The 16,373-nt window shown below is 50.8% G+C and carries 20 protein-coding genes and 1 pseudogene; 8 read left to right on the plus strand and 13 right to left on the minus strand.

Annotation, left to right across the window (positions count from 1 at the left end):
- Positions 1-8: 8 nt before the first annotated feature.
- Positions 9-704 (plus strand): DJ-1/PfpI family protein, encoded by a 696-nt coding sequence (locus IEV89_RS04595; RefSeq protein WP_188470858.1) that lies wholly within the window; start codon positions 9-11, stop codon positions 702-704.
- Positions 705-925: 221 nt separating this feature from the next.
- Here the strand turns inward: IEV89_RS04595 and IEV89_RS04600 are convergent, their stop codons facing one another.
- Together IEV89_RS04600 and IEV89_RS04605 are read right to left on the minus strand one after the other, a co-directional pair.
- Positions 926-1,714: a phosphotransferase family protein gene (locus IEV89_RS04600; RefSeq protein WP_188470860.1), complete on the minus strand. Its 789-nt coding sequence runs from the start codon at positions 1,712-1,714 to the stop codon at positions 926-928.
- Positions 1,715-1,959: 245 nt separating this feature from the next.
- Positions 1,960-2,352 (minus strand): VOC family protein, encoded by a 393-nt coding sequence (locus tag IEV89_RS04605; RefSeq protein ID WP_188470862.1) that lies wholly within the window; start codon positions 2,350-2,352, stop codon positions 1,960-1,962.
- Positions 2,353-2,767: 415 nt separating this feature from the next.
- Here IEV89_RS04605 and IEV89_RS04610 point away from each other — a divergent pair, with 415 nt between their 5' ends.
- Positions 2,768-3,037, plus strand: coding sequence for a hypothetical protein (locus tag IEV89_RS04610; RefSeq protein ID WP_188471361.1), 270 nt, complete (start codon positions 2,768-2,770; stop codon positions 3,035-3,037).
- A gap of 128 nt (positions 3,038-3,165) precedes the next feature.
- On the opposite strand, the gene IEV89_RS04615 is transcribed toward IEV89_RS04610, so the two are convergent.
- Positions 3,166-3,603, minus strand: a complete 438-nt coding sequence (locus tag IEV89_RS04615) for a GNAT family N-acetyltransferase (RefSeq protein ID WP_188470864.1) — start codon at positions 3,601-3,603, stop codon at positions 3,166-3,168.
- A gap of 244 nt (positions 3,604-3,847) precedes the next feature.
- Between IEV89_RS04615 and IEV89_RS04620 the strand changes: the two genes are divergently transcribed.
- From IEV89_RS04620 to IEV89_RS04625, 3 genes and pseudogenes are all read left to right on the plus strand, one after another.
- On the plus strand, positions 3,848-4,159 hold the full coding sequence (locus IEV89_RS04620; protein ID WP_188470866.1) for an antibiotic biosynthesis monooxygenase family protein: 312 nt from the start codon (positions 3,848-3,850) through the stop codon (positions 4,157-4,159).
- A gap of 159 nt (positions 4,160-4,318) precedes the next feature.
- Positions 4,319-4,509 (plus strand): annotated as a pseudogene (locus IEV89_RS21640) (MarR family transcriptional regulator); the annotation flags it as partial.
- 25 nt (positions 4,510-4,534) lie between these two features.
- A complete protein-coding gene (locus IEV89_RS04625; protein ID WP_188470868.1) occupies positions 4,535-5,158 on the plus strand; it encodes a pyridoxamine 5'-phosphate oxidase family protein in 624 nt (207 codons plus the stop codon).
- A gap of 196 nt (positions 5,159-5,354) precedes the next feature.
- On the opposite strand, the gene IEV89_RS04630 is transcribed toward IEV89_RS04625, so the two are convergent.
- The 10 genes from IEV89_RS04630 to IEV89_RS04670 form a co-directional block, all read right to left on the minus strand.
- Complete coding sequence (locus tag IEV89_RS04630) at positions 5,355-6,746, minus strand: formimidoylglutamate deiminase (RefSeq protein ID WP_188470870.1); 1,392 nt, start codon at positions 6,744-6,746, stop codon at positions 5,355-5,357.
- Positions 6,747-6,772: 26 nt separating this feature from the next.
- Positions 6,773-7,546 carry an amino acid ABC transporter ATP-binding protein gene (locus tag IEV89_RS04635; RefSeq protein WP_188470872.1) on the minus strand — a complete coding sequence of 258 codons (774 nt, stop codon included), beginning with the start codon at positions 7,544-7,546 and terminating at the stop codon, positions 6,773-6,775.
- Positions 7,546-8,217 (minus strand): amino acid ABC transporter permease, encoded by a 672-nt coding sequence (locus IEV89_RS04640; RefSeq protein ID WP_188470874.1) that lies wholly within the window; start codon positions 8,215-8,217, stop codon positions 7,546-7,548. The genes IEV89_RS04635 and IEV89_RS04640 overlap by 1 nt, the downstream gene beginning before the upstream one ends.
- Positions 8,218-8,244: 27 nt before the next feature.
- Entirely contained in the window at positions 8,245-8,997 is a 753-nt protein-coding gene (locus IEV89_RS04645; protein WP_188470877.1) for a transporter substrate-binding domain-containing protein, read from the minus strand.
- 17 nt (positions 8,998-9,014) lie between these two features.
- Positions 9,015-9,809 (minus strand): IclR family transcriptional regulator, encoded by a 795-nt coding sequence (locus IEV89_RS04650; RefSeq protein ID WP_188470879.1) that lies wholly within the window; start codon positions 9,807-9,809, stop codon positions 9,015-9,017.
- A 251-nt stretch (positions 9,810-10,060) separates the two neighbouring features.
- A complete protein-coding gene (locus IEV89_RS21940; protein WP_373283348.1) occupies positions 10,061-10,279 on the minus strand; it encodes an SMP-30/gluconolactonase/LRE family protein in 219 nt (72 codons plus the stop codon).
- A 149-nt stretch (positions 10,280-10,428) separates the two neighbouring features.
- Complete coding sequence (locus IEV89_RS04655; protein WP_188470881.1) at positions 10,429-11,166, minus strand: amino acid ABC transporter ATP-binding protein; 738 nt, start codon at positions 11,164-11,166, stop codon at positions 10,429-10,431.
- Positions 11,144-11,833, minus strand: a complete 690-nt coding sequence (locus tag IEV89_RS04660; RefSeq protein WP_188470883.1) for an amino acid ABC transporter permease — start codon at positions 11,831-11,833, stop codon at positions 11,144-11,146. The genes IEV89_RS04655 and IEV89_RS04660 overlap by 23 nt, the downstream gene beginning before the upstream one ends.
- Positions 11,833-12,501, minus strand: a complete 669-nt coding sequence (locus tag IEV89_RS04665) for an amino acid ABC transporter permease (RefSeq protein WP_188470885.1) — start codon at positions 12,499-12,501, stop codon at positions 11,833-11,835. The genes IEV89_RS04660 and IEV89_RS04665 overlap by 1 nt, the downstream gene beginning before the upstream one ends.
- A 65-nt stretch (positions 12,502-12,566) precedes the next feature.
- On the minus strand, positions 12,567-13,385 hold the full coding sequence (locus IEV89_RS04670) for a transporter substrate-binding domain-containing protein (protein WP_188470887.1): 819 nt from the start codon (positions 13,383-13,385) through the stop codon (positions 12,567-12,569).
- A 158-nt stretch (positions 13,386-13,543) separates the two neighbouring features.
- Between IEV89_RS04670 and IEV89_RS04675 the strand changes: the two genes are divergently transcribed.
- Genes IEV89_RS04675 through IEV89_RS04685 form a run of 3 tightly spaced genes read left to right on the plus strand, consistent with a single transcriptional unit; the run spans position 13,544 to position 16,372 of the window.
- Positions 13,544-13,828, plus strand: coding sequence for a (2Fe-2S)-binding protein (locus IEV89_RS04675; RefSeq protein WP_188470889.1), 285 nt, complete (start codon positions 13,544-13,546; stop codon positions 13,826-13,828).
- Positions 13,815-15,230: an NAD(P)/FAD-dependent oxidoreductase gene (locus tag IEV89_RS04680; protein ID WP_188470891.1), complete on the plus strand. Its 1,416-nt coding sequence runs from the start codon at positions 13,815-13,817 to the stop codon at positions 15,228-15,230. The genes IEV89_RS04675 and IEV89_RS04680 overlap by 14 nt, the downstream gene beginning before the upstream one ends.
- Positions 15,227-16,372 carry an NAD(P)/FAD-dependent oxidoreductase gene (locus tag IEV89_RS04685; RefSeq protein WP_188470893.1) on the plus strand — a complete coding sequence of 382 codons (1,146 nt, stop codon included), beginning with the start codon at positions 15,227-15,229 and terminating at the stop codon, positions 16,370-16,372. Before IEV89_RS04680 ends, IEV89_RS04685 begins: the two co-directional genes overlap by 4 nt.
- The last annotated feature ends 1 nt before the right edge of the window (position 16,373 follow it).

Raw genomic sequence — 16,373 nt, forward strand, 5'->3', positions numbered from 1 at the left:
ATCTTGTTATGAGCCATTCTACATGCACATCAATAGGGCTGCTCCTGTTTCCAGATCTCACTCAGCTTGATCTCACCGGCCCGTATGAAGTTTTTGCCAGGGCACCGAATACCAAAGTTCATCTCATCTGGAAGAATCTGAACCCTGTCGTTTCTGACCGTGGAATGGCTATTCTGCCAACAACCACTTTCAATACGTGCCCGAAACTGGATGTGATTTGTATTCCTGGAGGACCGGGACAGATAAACCTGATGGAGGATGAAGACGTTCTCTCGTTTATCAGGCATAAAAGTGCAGAAGCCAGACTCGTTACCTCGGTATGCACCGGATCTCTTGTTCTTGGTGCTGCCGGACTGTTGAAAGGATATAAAGCCACCACGCACTGGGCTTCGCTAGACCAGCTCGCTCTACTGGGTGCAGAACCAGTAAACGAACGCGTAGTTCGTGATAGAAACCGGATTACAGGCGCTGGCGTCACCTCAGGTATAGATTTTGCACTTAACGTGGTGGCAGAAATATATGGAAGCGATGTTGCTCAAAATATTCAATTAAATTTGGAATATGATCCAGCGCCTCCCTTTAATTGTGGCTCTCCCCGAACTGCGTCAGCAGTGCAGCTTAAAAAAGCACAAGATCAGCTCGCTTCATTCATTGAGAAGAGACGACTGGCTACGGTGAAAGCAGCTGCCAATCTTCAAAAATAAGAGTCATTAGAGGAAAGAACAAATCTCTCTGCTAAGTTATTCCGGATGTATTTCTTCCATAGCATCCGGTCGTTTATCGCCAGTCTGAAAGTTTATTTATTATATCCATCTCTGGCACGAGGTCGCCGACTCCAGCATTATCAGGCAGTTCAGAGCGAGGAACGAAAATCGCTACTCATGGTGAAATCCGCATCATTGGTAAATCAGTGGCTTTGAGAACATCAAAGCATTTTTACAGTGTAATCTAACCAGGCAGGAAGATTTTCTCTGTACCAATTGAGATATAAATGAAAATCACTTTTCTGCCGTTCATTAAGCAGTACGACTACTTCGGTAACAATCCATGCTTTGGCAATTGCCATTTCTTTAGCCAAATCATTAGGCTTAGAATGGCAAGATATACAGTTATAGCGATCTGCAAGCTCAATAAATTTTTGTATAGAGCCCATTCCCTTTATGAGTGGAGCAAGATCTATAGCTGGGCTTCCAATGCTGAATCTCTCCCAGTCGAAAAGAACTAAATCACCGTCATCCCTTTTTCCCCAATTACCCGCATTACTATCACCTGAAATTAAGCACTTACCACTAAACAGTGCATCACTTGCCTGCTGGAAATGCCGTAACTGTTGTGCTGATCTGCCCGGTAATGCCAAAAGATTGAGAGATTTTTCGAGCGCAGATTCTGACCAAGTATGATTGTGATAAACCCATGAAGGGTCAGCTGGATAGCAATGTAAGCGAGACAGAATTGACAACACTTCATCTCCTGAAACTGCGTCCTGATCAACTTGATGTGGGATATATTCCAGCCTCAACTTGCGTAAGGACGGATCGGCGAAAAACAGCGTTGGGGTGGCAATGTCTACCTGGGCGAGATTCTTGGCTGCGTGTTGATAAAAACTGTACTCCACATCACTCACAGGAAATTTCTCGATTACCTGATGACCTGATTCATCCACAAAAAGTACCACTTTGGCGGTACCCATTCGGGATATATTGTCATCGGACATAGATCTTTCCTTTAGCGTTGACCGGTTGATTATTTTGAGGCGTTTGAGTTTAACGCAAACTGGAGATCATGCTGACAGACCTCCTCCCCATAGTGAGTATATTGTGATGGTTGCTCCGTCCGCTTGGCAAAGAGTAGCCGAAGCAACACCAGGGGACTGCAAGGCGCGAAAAACGGAAGTCGCAGTTGCTCTCACAACTGATGAAGACATTACTCAAATCGCGGTGTATTAATCAACAGGTGCCGCTATGTGTCACTCTCCAGTATCTGCTTGGCATTAAGGTATTCGTAAGTCGTAACTTCAATCTTGTTGTTACTAAGATCGCTAAAGTATACGGACATCGATACAGCATGGTCACCGACGGTGAAAGCGATTCTTCTGTCCTTGAGGATCGGTATCAGCTCGATGAATGCAGTTGCCCCTACACTGAAAGCCATTGTATGACCGGGGTGCTGATCTTTTCTGCGGAAAAGGGAAAGTGAAGCTCCGTTATTCCTGATAACCAGCGGTCCTCCCTGTTCAAACCAGAAGTACAGTGAGTTATCGCGGGAGAATCCAAGCACCTCGTAATACCAGTCTTCTGCCTGCTTAATGTCTTCAACGTATACGTGTATATGATCAATCTCAGTTATCTGCACAGTACAACTCCCTGATTTTTGTTATCAGAAATACTCGCTAAATCCTCTTTGATAAACAACCCACAAAGCATATGGCAACACGACATTTATCATAACCACTAGGGTTAATCTGTAACTATAGCTTTTTGCCTAAAGAGACAGTTAAAAAAATTAATTATCGGGAAATTAATAAGTTAAGTTATTCGCCCCCGTTAATTAGTGCCCTCATGTGTCAGCAACATCCACTCCTGGCAAAAAAACTGCCGACGCTACAATTAGGGGCAGCTATGAGTGAATAACTCTCACAATGCCAAAGGATCGCTAATAAGAAATGGAAGTTCTTACCGGATTAAAAGATAAACTTAAAAATATTTTCAGGATCCCCTCAGACTGGATATATTCTCTTAAACATCACTTTTCCTATGCGGAGCGCGAAATGCCAAATTACTGTTTTTTTCAAAAGGGTAAGCAAATTGTTGTGCTGGAAAGCTCGGACGTGAGCAAAGCGTCTCAACTGATGGAGCATGGTTACGAAAAACAGTTTGAAGAGGCCAGTGCCACGAATGAAAAAAACGCGCTTGCACGCTTTGCTGACATTCGCCGAGATAACCAAATAGATCGCGACAACTTCCTGGCGGGCGCTGGACCTATGCCCCTTATAGGTGGATTAACGGCCATTGCTGCTTATCTTGTTAGCAAAAAGTAGCTCAGCTACGAGCGAAAAACGGGCGTCCAGTTTGCAGGAAATAAGGCTTGAGAATGTCTAGATTATCCTTAGTGATTCATTTTCTTGAACTCACCGTTCGCTTTAGCCGCGCCGGAATTTGAGACATTCTATAACGATTTTTTCATAAAAATACGGCTAGTTCCTTCCGGCTTACAGTCAATACGCCCAAACTCTTCCCAACCATACTTTTTATAAAAATCAGGAGCCTGGAAGCTTATCGTATATAGAAACGCAGCAGAGCAGCCTCTTTTTCGCCCTTCATCTTCGAAGCGGTGAAGAATGTCTGAACCTACCCCCATTTTTCGCAACTCTGGTGGAAGATAAAAAAGATCTATAAATAGGAGTCCTAGCGATGAACGTCCTTGCATTCCGCCAAGTACCTTACCCGTGTTGGTTGATTTGACCAATACAGACAGCGGCTTACGATCGCTTATGCCAGTAATAAGATCGTTAAATTCGTTAAGCCCTTCTTCAATTGGCAGCCATTGCGCTGCATCGGAGTTTTCACATACCTCAAGACTGATTTCTTTTGATAAGTCGCTCATTTCATATGCCCTTTCAAAAGTGATAGACCCATTACCTAAGTAGTCTGTGAGATTATCGCGGAAAACTCGGGTTTACTATCTTTCGGCCACTTCAGTCTGGCGTTGAAATTTGAGGCAGTCCGCTTTGGCACACAGCAGACAAACACGTGACGCTGAAGATCTGCTGATAGCAAACAGCCTCGTGCACCCACAGACTCCTCTAAATGGTATAGTTATCCTCCCGTAACAAGGAAAGGAAAAGTGAATGATTGTACGTACATGGCACGGCTGCGTTCCGCTGAAACATGCGGAAGGCTTTGCAAGGCATCTTGAAAAAACGGGCGTTGAGCATTCAAGAAGCATTCGGGGTAACCGGGGAGCGTTAGTACACAGAGAAACCCAGGGCAGCTGGGAGCATTTTTTCCTAGCGACTTACTGGCAGGATCTCGATGCAGTGAAGGCATTTGCAGGTGAACGCTACAACGTGGCCGTGACCTACCCGGATGACGAAGTGTTTGAGTTGCTTTCAGATCCCTACGTTTTCCAGCATGAGGTGGAAGCCGTTTCACCCCTCTAGCCACGCATCAGAGTGATTTTTGAACATAACATTTGTCCGCCCCATTTTGATGCTCACTCAACGCGTGAAGAAAACGTCTCGAGATCCTTCCCCTCCAGTCGGAAGTACTGTTTTTCATCAATCAGAGCAGCACCAAGGGACAAGTAAAATGCCCCGGCTTACCGAGCCGGTCTGATTGGCCGCATCACTGAAATACATGGCAGTTATTATGCAAGAGAACATCATTTTGGCCGTTTTTTTGAAAGCAAGGTTGCAGCGGGTCTGGCTGAATTTCGGGGCGCCTGGAAAAGTCATGTAATGAAATCTGGTTGGCCATACAAAACGAACGCATAGTTGGCTTTGTGGCAATTTTTGAAATCAATGGAGGTGAATGAGATGGTTGATGAAAACATGCTGATTACTGAGAGTAATGAGCTTGAGCAACTTTACGGCGCGGTAGCCAAGCCTTCTTTAACCAAGGTGACTGACCATATTCATCCTGCCTACCGACCCTTTATTGAGGCATCCCCTTTTGTGGCGCTTGCAACATCAGGACCGGACGGTCTGGATGTATCTCCAAGAGGTGATCCCGCAGGCTTCATTCACATCGAGGACGCTAAAACGCTACTTCTACCCGATCGTCGAGGTAATAACCGCATAGATAGTCTGCGCAATATTTTAAATGACAACCGGGTTGCGCTTCTCTTTCTAATTCCCGGCATTGGCGAAACGTTGCGTATAAGTGGGACAGCTGAAATACGTAAAGACCCAGCTTTACTTGATAAATTCTCAATCAATAATCAATCTCCCAGAACCGTATTGCGCATTTCAGTGGAAAGCGTTTTTTTCCAGTGTAGCAGAGCAATCATTCGCTCAAAACTCTGGGATCCTGCCACACAAATTGAGCGCCAGGCCCTCCCCAGTACAGGCAGTATCTTGAGTATGATTTCTCAGTCAGAAATTGATGGTTTGGCTTACGACGAAGCCCTGCCCGAGCGATTGAAAACCACACTTTACTGATTATTGCGAAAAGTGAGCCCCGACACAGTCAGGGGCTTAGCGGCTAGCAGAAGAAAGCGCCGCCGCTACGAGGGCAGGCTTCGTGCTTCAAGCATTCAAGGATATGCGCCGGGATGGCCGTTCCCGCCCGCGGCATCGTGATAAACAACGGAGCCGTTCCACGATGCAAAATATCATCTTCGGCCTCAGTCACCCTTTATTCCTCCAGGTAACTTGCCAGCACCCGTTGGCGAATCGCTGCGATGTCCCCTTGCTGCGGTGACATTGCCATGCTCGACGCTTGATAGCGCAGCGTTCCCCGGGTCCACACCCGCTTGATGGCCGATTGCCGCGAGCTGGCAAAAATATGGGCCGCAAGTATGGCGTCTGGCGAAATCCCCGCCAGAGCAGGATGCGCTGTATCGAGCTCAACAAAATCAGCATGCTGACCATATTGAATACCCGAAATTAACCGGCCCGAGGCCTGCGCCCCGCCCTGCAAGGCCTTCCGATAAAGATAACTGGCAACGTCGGGTTCCACTTCATCGCAGCAGAGATTACGTTGCTGGTGCAGCAGTCGCTGTGAATACTCAAGTTGCAGTAACTCTTCTGCGGCATTCACAGCGATATGGCTGTCCGAACCTATACCCCAATGGCCCTGATGCCTTTGCCACTGGCAGTAATCAAAAATACCATCGCCGAGATTCGCTTCTGTCGTTGGGCATAACCCAATAACCGCACCGGTCGCTGCCACTTCCCGATACTCCTGCTCGTCCATATGGGTGGCATGAATCAGGCACCAGCGAGCATCAACCTCGATATTATCCAGTAACCATTGCACAGGGCGTTTTCCGCACCAGGCAAGGCAGTCATCAATCTCTTTCTGCTGTTCCGCAACGTGGATATGAACGGGCGCGGTGGCATCTGCCGCAAAGATATGGGATAGCACGCCCTGTAAATCAGCGGGATTTATCGCGCGTAAGGAGTGAGGCGCAAGCCCCAGTTTGACACCCGCTTCATGACAAAAGCGAAACAGCTGATCCCAAAAAGCCAGGAAGGATGACTTATCATGCGTAAAGCGGCGCTGATGTTCTTCTGGCTGCTGATTGCCAAACCCGCTGGTCTGATAAAGCACGGGCAGCAACGTCATGCCCATTCCGGTGTGTTGAGCCGCTCGGACCAGCGCAGCACTCATCGCAATCGCATAAGGATAAGGCTCGCCACCCGGCTGATGATGCACATAATGGAATTCACAGACTGAGGTATATCCCGCGGCCAGCATCTCCTGATAAAGCTGTGTGGCAATAATTTCGAGTTGATCCGGCGTGATTTTCTGGGCAAAGGCATACATCAGTTTCCGCCAACTCCAGAAGCTATCCCCCGGATTCTGGCGATATTCCGTCATGCCGGAAAAAATGCGCTGAAAAGCATGTGAATGCAGATTGGGCATACCGGGCAGTAACCAGGAGACACACTCACTCCCCTTAGAGGGCGTTGAGTTGGGCGCGACGGCGGTAATAAGGCCTTCATTGTTCCAGGAAATCAGTACATCTTGTTGCCAGCCTTGTTCAAGCCAGGCATGTCGGGCAAAAATCTGGTTAATACGCATACGCTAATGATCTCACTTCAACGCTATTATCGTGTTAATACGGCATTGAGGAATTGACGGGTTCGCTCGCTTTGTGGCGCGCCAAAAATCTGTTCAGGCGGACCGGCTTCCACAATCCCACCGCCATCCATCACCACCACGACATCCGCCACTTCGCGCGCAAATCCCATCTCATGCGTCACAATCATCATGGTCATGCCTTCACTCGCGAGCATCTTCATGACCTGAAGCACTTCACCGACCAGTTCAGGATCAAGTGCTGAGGTGGGCTCATCAAACAGCATGACACTGGGAGACATCGCCAGCGCGCGGCTGATGGCAACACGTTGTTTTTGTCCACCGGAAAGATTGCCCGGCATGGCTTGTGCTTTGGACGTCAGGCCCACTTTATCCAGCAACTTGAGTGCGTTCTGCTGCGCGGTGGCTTTATCAAGGTTACGTAACATCATTGGCGCGACGCACAAATTTTCCAGAACGGAGAGATGCGGAAACAGGTTAAATGACTGGAACACCATGCCAACCTCTTTGCGCAGTTGGTTTAACTGTTTCTCAGGGAGTGGCTTCCCCTTGCTGATGAGTGGGCTGCCGCACAGCGTGATATCACCGCGTTCGGGGAGTTCGAGTCCGTTACAGCAGCGCAGGAAAGTGCTTTTCCCCGAACCACTGGGCCCGATAATGACAATGACCTGACCACTGAATACATCAAAATCGATGCCACTGAGCACCACATTGTTGCCAAAACGCTTATGCAGGTCTCGGATGCTGATTTTGGGGTGTGGACGGGTTTCACGATTCGACATTATTGTACCCCTCTCTGATGATGCCGTTTTTCAAAGTGGCGCAATGCCATCACGGTGACGCTGGTCAGCACAAAGTAGATCGCAGCGATAACCAGATAGGTCTCAAGGTCCCGATAGGTATTACTGATGATGGTGTTACCCTGCTGCATCACATCGTGGATAGTAATCAGCGAGACCAGCGCTGAGTTTTTAATTAAGGCGATAAATTCATTACCCAACGGTGGCAGCATACGAACCACCGCCTGCGGGAGAATGATTTTCATCATGGCTTGTTTGGATGACATCCCCAGCGAACGTGCCGCTTCATTCTGGCCACGGTCAATGGACGTAATGGCACCCCGTACAATTTCTGAAATGTAGGCGGCTGAATAAAGAGCGAGTCCAATCACGCCGCAGAAAAATGAGGGCAGCATGACCCCGAGTCGTGGCAGGCCGTAATACCAGATAAACAGCTGAACCAAGAGCGGCGTGCCGCGGATAATGGCAACATAAGCGCTGGCGATACCGTACACGGCTTTCCGCTGTGGATTGATTCTGGCGACACCAATGACTAAGCCAAGCAGGCAGCCCAGAATCAGGGCGCAAAGGGTAATTTCAACGGTCACCAGCGTGCCTGCCAGCAGTGCATCACTGCTGGCAAACACGGGCGAGAAATCAAGATCTAAACTCATCTTTAATCCTATGTTTTCGCCAATGAATTACTTCGAGGAACCCGGAAACCACTTATCAACCAGTTGCTGGTAGCTACCCTCTGCTTTCATTTGTTCCAGTGCTGTGTTTATTTCCGTCACCAGCGACGTTTCATCTTTACGCACGGCGATTCCGTATTCTTCACTGGTAAGGGAACCTGGCAGGATTTTTACACCACCACGGGTTCGCGCGTACTGGAATGCCGCCGGTTTACCGGTCACCGCGGCGTCCACACGTCCGATGCTTAGCAGATTGAACATTTGCTGATTCTTCTCAACTTCAACGGTTTGTGCTTCCGGAATGTGGGTATGTAGCCACTCAACAGATTTGGTACCGGTCTGCACGCTGACTTTTTTGCCTTTTAAATCATCGGCCGTTTTAATACGGTCATTACCTTCTTTCACCAGGGTAACCAAACCACCCGCCATGTAAGGTTGGGTGAAATTAACCACCTTCTGGCGCTCAGGCGTAATGTAAATGGCGGACACAGCAATATCAGCACGTCCTGCCGTCAGGCTGGGAATGAGTCCCTTAAAATCGACGTTAGTCCATTGAACGGAACGGCCAAGCTTGTGCGCAATGGCTTCAGTGAGTTCAATATCAAACCCAACCATTTTTTGGTTTTCGGTAAACTCCATCGGTGGGAATGTCGCGTCGGTCACCGCCTTGATCGGCTCCCCGGCGGCAAATGCTGCGGCTGAAACGCTCAGTAAGGTCAGTGATAACAGAGCATGTTTAACTGTGTGTTTGAATGAAGGCATGGGCTCAATTCCTAACATTAAGATTGATAAATAACCGCAGGAGATGCCTGCGCGAATGTCGTGTTCAGACTGTCTTGAACACGTTTGGCTGCGCTCAGCGTTTCTTCGATCAAACGCTGGTGCTTGTTCTGTGTACGGATCACCGGAGCCATCAACGTCAGCGCTCCGAGCAATTGTTGATTGGGTGAAAAAATGGGGGCACTTATCCCCCATACGCCCGCATCCACTTCGTTTTCACTGCAGGCATAGCCCTGTTGAACAATCGAGAGCAACTCTTTCTCATGTGCAACACGTTCGAACATGTTGCTGAAGTGTGCTTTTAAAATATGTTGGCTGACAGGCACCGGCAGATGCGCCAGCAGGCATTTAGCGGTTGCTCCTCGATGAAGAGGCAAGCTGCGGCCCTTTTCAAAGGAACAGCGTAAGGATTGCCGGGGTTCTAACATACTGATGCACACCGCTTGCTGCTGCATGACGACAGTAACGGCAACGGTTTCCTGCGTGGCATCCCGCAATGCCATCATCGCGTCATTGGCGTGCAACGAAAGCAGCGTAACGGCATCAAAGTTCAGGGCCATTTGCAGACAAGCGGGACCCGGCGCATACATCGCATCGGATTCCATCACAAACCCCCAGCGACGCAACGAGGCTAAAAGCCGATACACCGTGCTTTTGTTTAAGCCGGAAGTATGGATGAGTTCGCTGGCGCTGACGGGGCGTCCATATTCAGCCACCGTGCGAAGCACCATAAGCACTCTTTCGGAGGTGGGTACCTGTTCATCAGAATCAACCGGGTTCTGAATCGTCTCCATGCGTTAATTCACCTTTCTTGCATCATTTATATTCAACATTGCAGGGGTTGTGCCAAATATGAGGAAAGACATTCCCCTAATAAGGGAATGGCTTTTTAAACAGAAAGATAAAACGAATAATAAATCGGCGGAGGTGACGTTAATGAAGACGTTTTTATTGAAGCTATGGATGATGGTGAGGCGATGAACCCGTAGGGTGCAGGCAACGCCCAAATTGAGAGCGCTGTGTTAATTGGGTGTTCGTTATATCGCTAACGAGGATAAGCTGAGAAAACGCAAGCGAGCTTATGGAAGATCCGTCCTGATACGGGGCGTTCAGGTAACGACCAGCGCCTGACGACGCCATTATCTTGCTCCAGGGCGAGCAGTTCGCTGCTTTCAGTATTCGTCCAGTACAGCCTGCGTGTATTTTCGCACCATAGTGGACACTCTCCCAGCGTATTCCTGATATCAGTTGCCATTGAAAACATGTTATTCCCCCGGAGGATAAAAAGCTTTTTAAGCCATGCTTACGAACGTTGCACAGCGCCTGCGGATCGGCATGGATGGGGCCGCGCCCCATTCACCGTCACTGTGGGGGATTTATCTGGCTGAAACATGCTTGTGCAAAGAATGATCTCTAATGGCGCAATATTTTGCTGACAAATTGGCGGGTACGTTCATGGGTTGGGGCGTCAAACACCTGCTGTGGGGAGCCGGTCTCCACCACCTGGCCATCAGCCATAAACACCACCTTCGACGACACTTCACGAACAAAACTCATCTCATGGGAAACGATAAACAGAGTGATCCCTTCCGAGGCCAGTTCGCGAATGGTGTCGAGCACTTCGTTAACCATCTCGGGGTCGAGCGCCGCCGTCACCTCATCCAGCAACAGGATGGTCGGCTTCAGTGCCAGCGCACGAGCAATGGCTACGCGCTGCTGCTGACCGCCGGAGAGTTGATCCGGGTAAGCATTGATACGATGTGACAACCCTACCCGCTCCAGCAAACGGCGCGCATCATGCTCCACCTGTTTCTTCGGCCAACCTTTAACTTTGGTTGGCGTGATCATCACGTTTTCCAACACCGTCATATTTTGGAACAGGTTGTACTGCTGGAACACAATAGCGATAGACTCACGCAACTGACGTAACGCGTTTTTATTGGTGTAATCCACCACGCTGTTTTCCAGCACAACCTGCCCCTCTTTCGGTAACAGCAATCCCATCAGCACCCGCAGCAAGGTACTTTTCCCCGAGCCGGAAGGTCCGATCAGGCTAACGATGTCGCCCTTCTCCACCGATAACGTGACATTCTCCAGCACGGGCTGATCGTTATAGGCGGCTTTTAATTTAATGATGTCGAGCTGTGGCAATTTTTCTCTCCAGACGCTTACCCAGACGCGATAATGGATAAGACACAATGAAATACAACATGAGGACAACGGCATACACCAGCGTTGCCGAGTAGCCTTTATCAGACAGAATTTTGCTGGCGGAGGTGAGTTCCATTACCCCAATCTGCGAGGCAAGCGTCGTATCTTTGATGTACATAACGAAGAAACTGAAGGTCGGTGCGATCACCACGGTCAGGGATTGCGGAATGATCACGTAGCGCAGTGTTTGCAGATATGAAAAGTTCAGCGTCACCGCGGCTTCCCACTGATTATGATGGACGGATTCCAGTCCACTACGGATGATCTCCCCGAGATAGGCGGCAGCGATGATGCACACGCTGATCAGCGCCACAGTAAACGTGGAAAAACGCAGGCCGGAATACTGGCTAATAAAAAACACCAGAAATAACGTCACCAGGAAGGGAATTCGCCGAAAAATAAACAAGTAAACATGCACCACACTGCGCAGTGGCGACAGGATGGCCGCTTTCGTGCTCATGGTGACCGCCAGCACGAAGCCCGCGAGAAAACCGATCAGGCAGCCGAACGCTGACAGTGCCAGCGTGATGCCTAACCCCTGCAATAACAACACCAGGTTGTAGTACGAGAACAGACCCGTAATTTCCGACCAGTCGAAGTAGCTCATCAAAATACCCCTGTCCTGACCCGGAAGAGAAACCGCCCCATAATTGCCAGAGCAAAGGTGGCAAGAATAGTGATAGCGATATAGATAACGGCAGCCACAGAGAAGGATTCCACTGACAGATAAGTTTGTGAGCTCAAGTTATAGGTACGACCGGTGAGTTCTTCGACGCCAAACATCGAGGCCATCGAGGTGCCCAACGTCATAACAATGAACTGGTTGGAGAGCGGTCGGAACATCACCTTGATCACATGGGGAAGGATAACGTAACGAATGATCTGGACACGGGAGAATCCCAGCACTTCCGCGGCTTCGATTTCCATGCGACGGACTGAATCAAAACCCGCCCGCTGGATTTCACACAAGTAGGCGCCTGCGTTGAAGGTCGCGCCAATCAGGACTGCCGCGAAGGGTGACAGCAAAATGCCGACTTCCGGCAAGGCAAAAAACAGAAAATAGATCTGTACCAGTTGGGGAGTATTGGTGGCAAAAACCACATACGCGTTAATAAATTTGCCTGCTAATTGAGGCCCATAGCGCAGGACACTGGTACAGATCATCGCAATCACCATACCAAAGGCGAACGCCAGCACCGCCAGTTGCAGGCTGATCCAAGCTCCGCCCAGTAGGTAAGGCAACTGGTCAAGAATGGGGAAAAAATTCAGATTCATCAGAACAACGCTCAATCAGGCAAGGGCGCCCAGCCTTCGGGCGCCCGATTTAACCAGAACGAAACTCAGTATTTCGTCGGCGAGGCGGTGGGATCATGCAGCATGGCGTGACCAAACCATTTCTTCCAACTGCTGGCGATAAAGCCGGATTTATGCAGCACCGCGATCTCGGTATTTAACTTCTCACGCAGGGCTGTGTTGCCTTTGCTGACAGCGATACAGTCGTAGTCCACTTCGATGGGGTCATCCACCACATGCCACTTGGTGGGATATTTTTTGGTGTAATCCAGCATGAAATCGAGCACATCAATCAGCGCATCGGCGCGGCCCTGGGCAATGGTGCGCACCGCATCCGGGTAGTTATCCAGGATTAACAGCTGGGCTTTGGGAATATTGTCCTGGATATATTTGATCGGCGTGGTGCCACGCACCTGAACCAGCTTGACGGACGGATCATTCAGGTCCTGCCATTTTTTGTACGGCTTTTTGTCGGTGGTCAGAATCCCCAGCACTTCGGTGTTGACCGGATCGGTGAAATCCACCACCTTCATGCGGTCATCGTTACGGGTCATCCCGCCCATCACCGCATCAATTTTGTCAGACATGATAAACGGCACACGGTCATTCGACCCAACCGCCACCAGTTCCAGTTTCACGCCCATTGAATCGGCAATCTTCTTCGCCACTGTCGCATCAAAACCGGAGATCTGATTTTTATCGTCATACACCCCTAATGGCGGAAGATTCGGGTTAACACCGACGACCAGCGTTTTGGATTTCATGATCTCATCCAGCGATCTGGCGTTGGCCGTTGCGGTGCCGAACAGCGCACTGACGATACAACTCGTGATGACCAGTTTTTTCAACATACTAATTTCACTCATTATTTAACTCCTGATGTCGTCTGATTGCTTACCCTGATGTTGGCAAATGACCAACGATATAAACTTCGCATGCTTTACATATACGATTAGTATACGATACTATGCATTCCATCTTGTCAAGCCTCAGTGAGTCATTTTCGACCAAAAAGAGAGACTTTATGCCGCACACTTCAGGGAAAAATGTCCGTTTCGTTTTCGACAATCAGCGCTATATGGCATTACCCGGCCAAAGCATTGCTGCTGCGCTTTTTTCCAATGGCGTCAAAACGTTGCGCTTGAGTCCGCATCAACATCAGCCCCGTGGCATGTTTTGTCTGATGGGGTCGTGTCAGGAGTGTCTGGTCATCGTTGAGGGTAAGCGGGTATTAGCTTGCAAGACTGAGGCCAGTACTGATCTGATTGTTCACTCTGTTTCGGATAACGATCCTTATGAATCATTATGATCTGATCGTCTTAGGTGCTGGCCCTGCGGGCGTTTCTGCCGCCATGATGGCTTCAGCGAAAGGGCTGTGTGTCGCGCTGTTCGACGAAAATACAGCGGCCGGTGGGCAGGTTTACCGCGCGCCGATCCTGCCTGACGCAAAAATGGATGGCGCGGAATTCAGGGCCGGTGAAACCTTGCGTGATGCATTGGCGCGAAGCAATGTACGCCTCTTTTTAGGGCATACCCTGTGGGCAGTAACCGGCGATTATCGTGTTGATGCCCTCGGACCGGGCGGTTCGATATCCTGCACCACAACACTGCTGCTGGTGGCAACAGGCACCACCGAACGTGTCGTGCCCTTCGAGGGATGGACGCTGCCGGGCGTGATCGGGCTGGCAGCCGCCACGATTTTACTCAAATCGCAGCGTACCTTGCCGGGTAAAACCACGCTGGTGGCGGGATGTGGCCCGCTGCTGATGGCGGTGGCCGGGCAGACCCTCAAAGCGGGCGGCGACGTGAAGGCGATTGTGGATATTGCCTCGCGCGGTGAATGGCTCGGCACAGCTTCTGCGCTGCTGACCCGACCGGCCATTTTCAAACAAAGCCTGAGTTATGGCTTACCGATCCTGCGCGCCCGAACCCCGCTCTATTCACGCCATACGCTGGTGAAAGTGAGTGCGCACGGTGATCAACTTCTGGCTGAACTCGCCCCTTGCGATGCCTCGGCACGCCCTATCTCTGGTCAAACTAAAAAGATTCTGGTGGATTGTGTTGCCGTGGGTCATGGCCTGACGCCGTCGACCGACATTACGCGTTTGCTGCATGCTAAACATCATTATTGCCGCGAAGCCGGTGGCTGGATTGCCCAAACGGATGCAAACGGGCAGACCAGCCGTGAACGGTTGTTTGTCGCCGGTGACGCTGCGGGTATCCGCGGTGCCGCCGCTGCGATTGAACAGGGTAAACAGGTCGGTCTGGCCTGTGTTGGCATCATTCTTGGTCATGCCGGACCAGAGCCGGCAGCAGAAAACTTCAGCCAAGCCTGGCAGCACGCAGCCCGCTTTGGTCAGAGAATGGCCGCAATGATGGCGCTGCGTGAAGGGCATGTTGAGAGTATCCCACCAGCCACTGTGGTGTGCCGCTGTGAAGACGTGACGCGCGCCGAGATTGAACAAGCCTGCGAGGCCGGTGCACATGATGTTAACCAACTGAAAGCCTGGACACGCTGCGGTATGGGCCCTTGTCAGGGACGTACCTGTGGGGATATCGCCGCCGAACTGCTGGCGGCTAAACAGGGCGTGTCGCGTGAATCTGTGGGGATCTTCTCTCCCCGCACCCCGCTGCGTCCACTCACTATCAGCGAGATGACCGGTGACTATGACTATTCGGACATCCCTATTCCTAAGGCGGCCCCACTATGACTTCACCCCGCTTTGATGTGTGCATCGTCGGTGGCGGCGTGATGGGCTGCTCCACGGCGCTGTTTCTGGCGAAAGCCGGGATGCGTGTGGCGGTGGTGGAACGCGATGCCTTGTGCAGAAGCGCATCCGGCGTCAACGCCGGGACGTTAACACTGCATATGACCCGCGCGGCGCTGGTGCCCTACGCCATAAAAGCCTGGGAGATGTGGATGCGGCCGGAAACCTGGCTGGGCCAGAGCGTGCTGGCGACCCATGCGCCCGGTTTGTCCCTCGCCTTCACTGATGCCGAAGTCGTCATGCTGGAGGAGCGCGCCGCGGCCCGCCGTGAGTATGGAGCGGATATTTCAGTGATTTCGTCGCAAGCGGCGATGAATATCGATCCGGGTATTAATGGATCAATCAAGGCTGCCGCCTTTTGTGAAATCGACGGCTTCGCCAGTGCCTATCTGACAGGTCGTGCATTCCATGCGGCGCTACGTGATGCCGGTGTGACCCTCATTGAACAGTTCTCTGTGGGGCATATTGAACGACAAAACGCCGGTTATCGCGTATCAACCGAGGATCGTCTGCAATCTGTTGAAGCCTCTCGCCTCGTGCTGGCCGGTGGCGTGTGGCTGGAGCCGCTGCTGGCGATGGTCGGCCTGACCATTCCGGTTAAAACGCTGATCAACCAACTGATTGTGACCGAAAGAATGCCGCCAGTGATGCGATCCGTCCTGAGCATCGCCAATGGTTTGTTATCCATGAAGCAGTTTGCCAATGGCACCGTGGTGATTGGCGGTGGCTGGCAGGGTATCGGCTCGCGTGAGCTGGGCGGTCGGGAGACCATCCCCGAGAACCTGATCGGCAACCTGCGGCTGGGACAACATGCCGTCCCGGCGCTGGCCTCCGCGCGCGTCGCCCGCATCTGGCTCGGGCTTGAGTCCGAAACCGCTGATGCGATGCCGATGATTGGGCCGGTTGCACAACACCCAGATCTTTACGTGATCGGCTGCGTCCACTCCGGTTATACCAGCGGGCCTTATATGGGCAAGTTGTTAGCGCAGCAGATTTTAGGCCAGCAGCCAGAGATGCCGCTTTTCGATCCCTCACGACTGCTGCCCACTGATGACAACACCGTCGCATTCTTATCCAGAGGCTAAT

This window comes from Hafnia psychrotolerans (assembly GCF_014639435.1).
Taxonomy (GTDB): domain Bacteria; phylum Pseudomonadota; class Gammaproteobacteria; order Enterobacterales; family Enterobacteriaceae; genus Ewingella; species Ewingella psychrotolerans.

What these genes read in the sequence shown, in the direction of transcription:
- IEV89_RS04600 (WP_188470860.1), bottom strand. Translation starts at nt 1,714, where the DNA reads ATGTCCGATGACAATATATCCCGAATGGGTACCGCCAAAGTGGTACTT.
- IEV89_RS04625 (WP_188470868.1), top strand. Translation starts at nt 4,535, where the DNA reads ATGGTTGATGAAAACATGCTGATTACTGAGAGTAATGAGCTTGAGCAA.
- IEV89_RS04665 (WP_188470885.1), bottom strand. Translation starts at nt 12,501, where the DNA reads ATGAATCTGAATTTTTTCCCCATTCTTGACCAGTTGCCTTACCTACTG.
- IEV89_RS04595 (WP_188470858.1), top strand. Translation starts at nt 9, where the DNA reads ATGAGCCATTCTACATGCACATCAATAGGGCTGCTCCTGTTTCCAGAT.
- IEV89_RS04620 (WP_188470866.1), top strand. Translation starts at nt 3,848, where the DNA reads ATGATTGTACGTACATGGCACGGCTGCGTTCCGCTGAAACATGCGGAA.
- IEV89_RS21940 (WP_373283348.1), bottom strand. Translation starts at nt 10,279, where the DNA reads ATGTTTTCAATGGCAACTGATATCAGGAATACGCTGGGAGAGTGTCCA.
- IEV89_RS04660 (WP_188470883.1), bottom strand. Translation starts at nt 11,833, where the DNA reads ATGAGCTACTTCGACTGGTCGGAAATTACGGGTCTGTTCTCGTACTAC.
- IEV89_RS04640 (WP_188470874.1), bottom strand. Translation starts at nt 8,217, where the DNA reads ATGAGTTTAGATCTTGATTTCTCGCCCGTGTTTGCCAGCAGTGATGCA.
- IEV89_RS04610 (WP_188471361.1), top strand. Translation starts at nt 2,768, where the DNA reads ATGCCAAATTACTGTTTTTTTCAAAAGGGTAAGCAAATTGTTGTGCTG.
- IEV89_RS04615 (WP_188470864.1), bottom strand. Translation starts at nt 3,603, where the DNA reads ATGAGCGACTTATCAAAAGAAATCAGTCTTGAGGTATGTGAAAACTCC.
- IEV89_RS04675 (WP_188470889.1), top strand. Translation starts at nt 13,544, where the DNA reads ATGCCGCACACTTCAGGGAAAAATGTCCGTTTCGTTTTCGACAATCAG.
- IEV89_RS04685 (WP_188470893.1), top strand. Translation starts at nt 15,227, where the DNA reads ATGACTTCACCCCGCTTTGATGTGTGCATCGTCGGTGGCGGCGTGATG.
- IEV89_RS04680 (WP_188470891.1), top strand. Translation starts at nt 13,815, where the DNA reads ATGAATCATTATGATCTGATCGTCTTAGGTGCTGGCCCTGCGGGCGTT.
- IEV89_RS04630 (WP_188470870.1), bottom strand. Translation starts at nt 6,746, where the DNA reads ATGCGTATTAACCAGATTTTTGCCCGACATGCCTGGCTTGAACAAGGC.
- IEV89_RS04650 (WP_188470879.1), bottom strand. Translation starts at nt 9,809, where the DNA reads ATGGAGACGATTCAGAACCCGGTTGATTCTGATGAACAGGTACCCACC.
- IEV89_RS04670 (WP_188470887.1), bottom strand. Translation starts at nt 13,385, where the DNA reads ATGAGTGAAATTAGTATGTTGAAAAAACTGGTCATCACGAGTTGTATC.
- IEV89_RS04635 (WP_188470872.1), bottom strand. Translation starts at nt 7,546, where the DNA reads ATGTCGAATCGTGAAACCCGTCCACACCCCAAAATCAGCATCCGAGAC.
- IEV89_RS04645 (WP_188470877.1), bottom strand. Translation starts at nt 8,997, where the DNA reads ATGCCTTCATTCAAACACACAGTTAAACATGCTCTGTTATCACTGACC.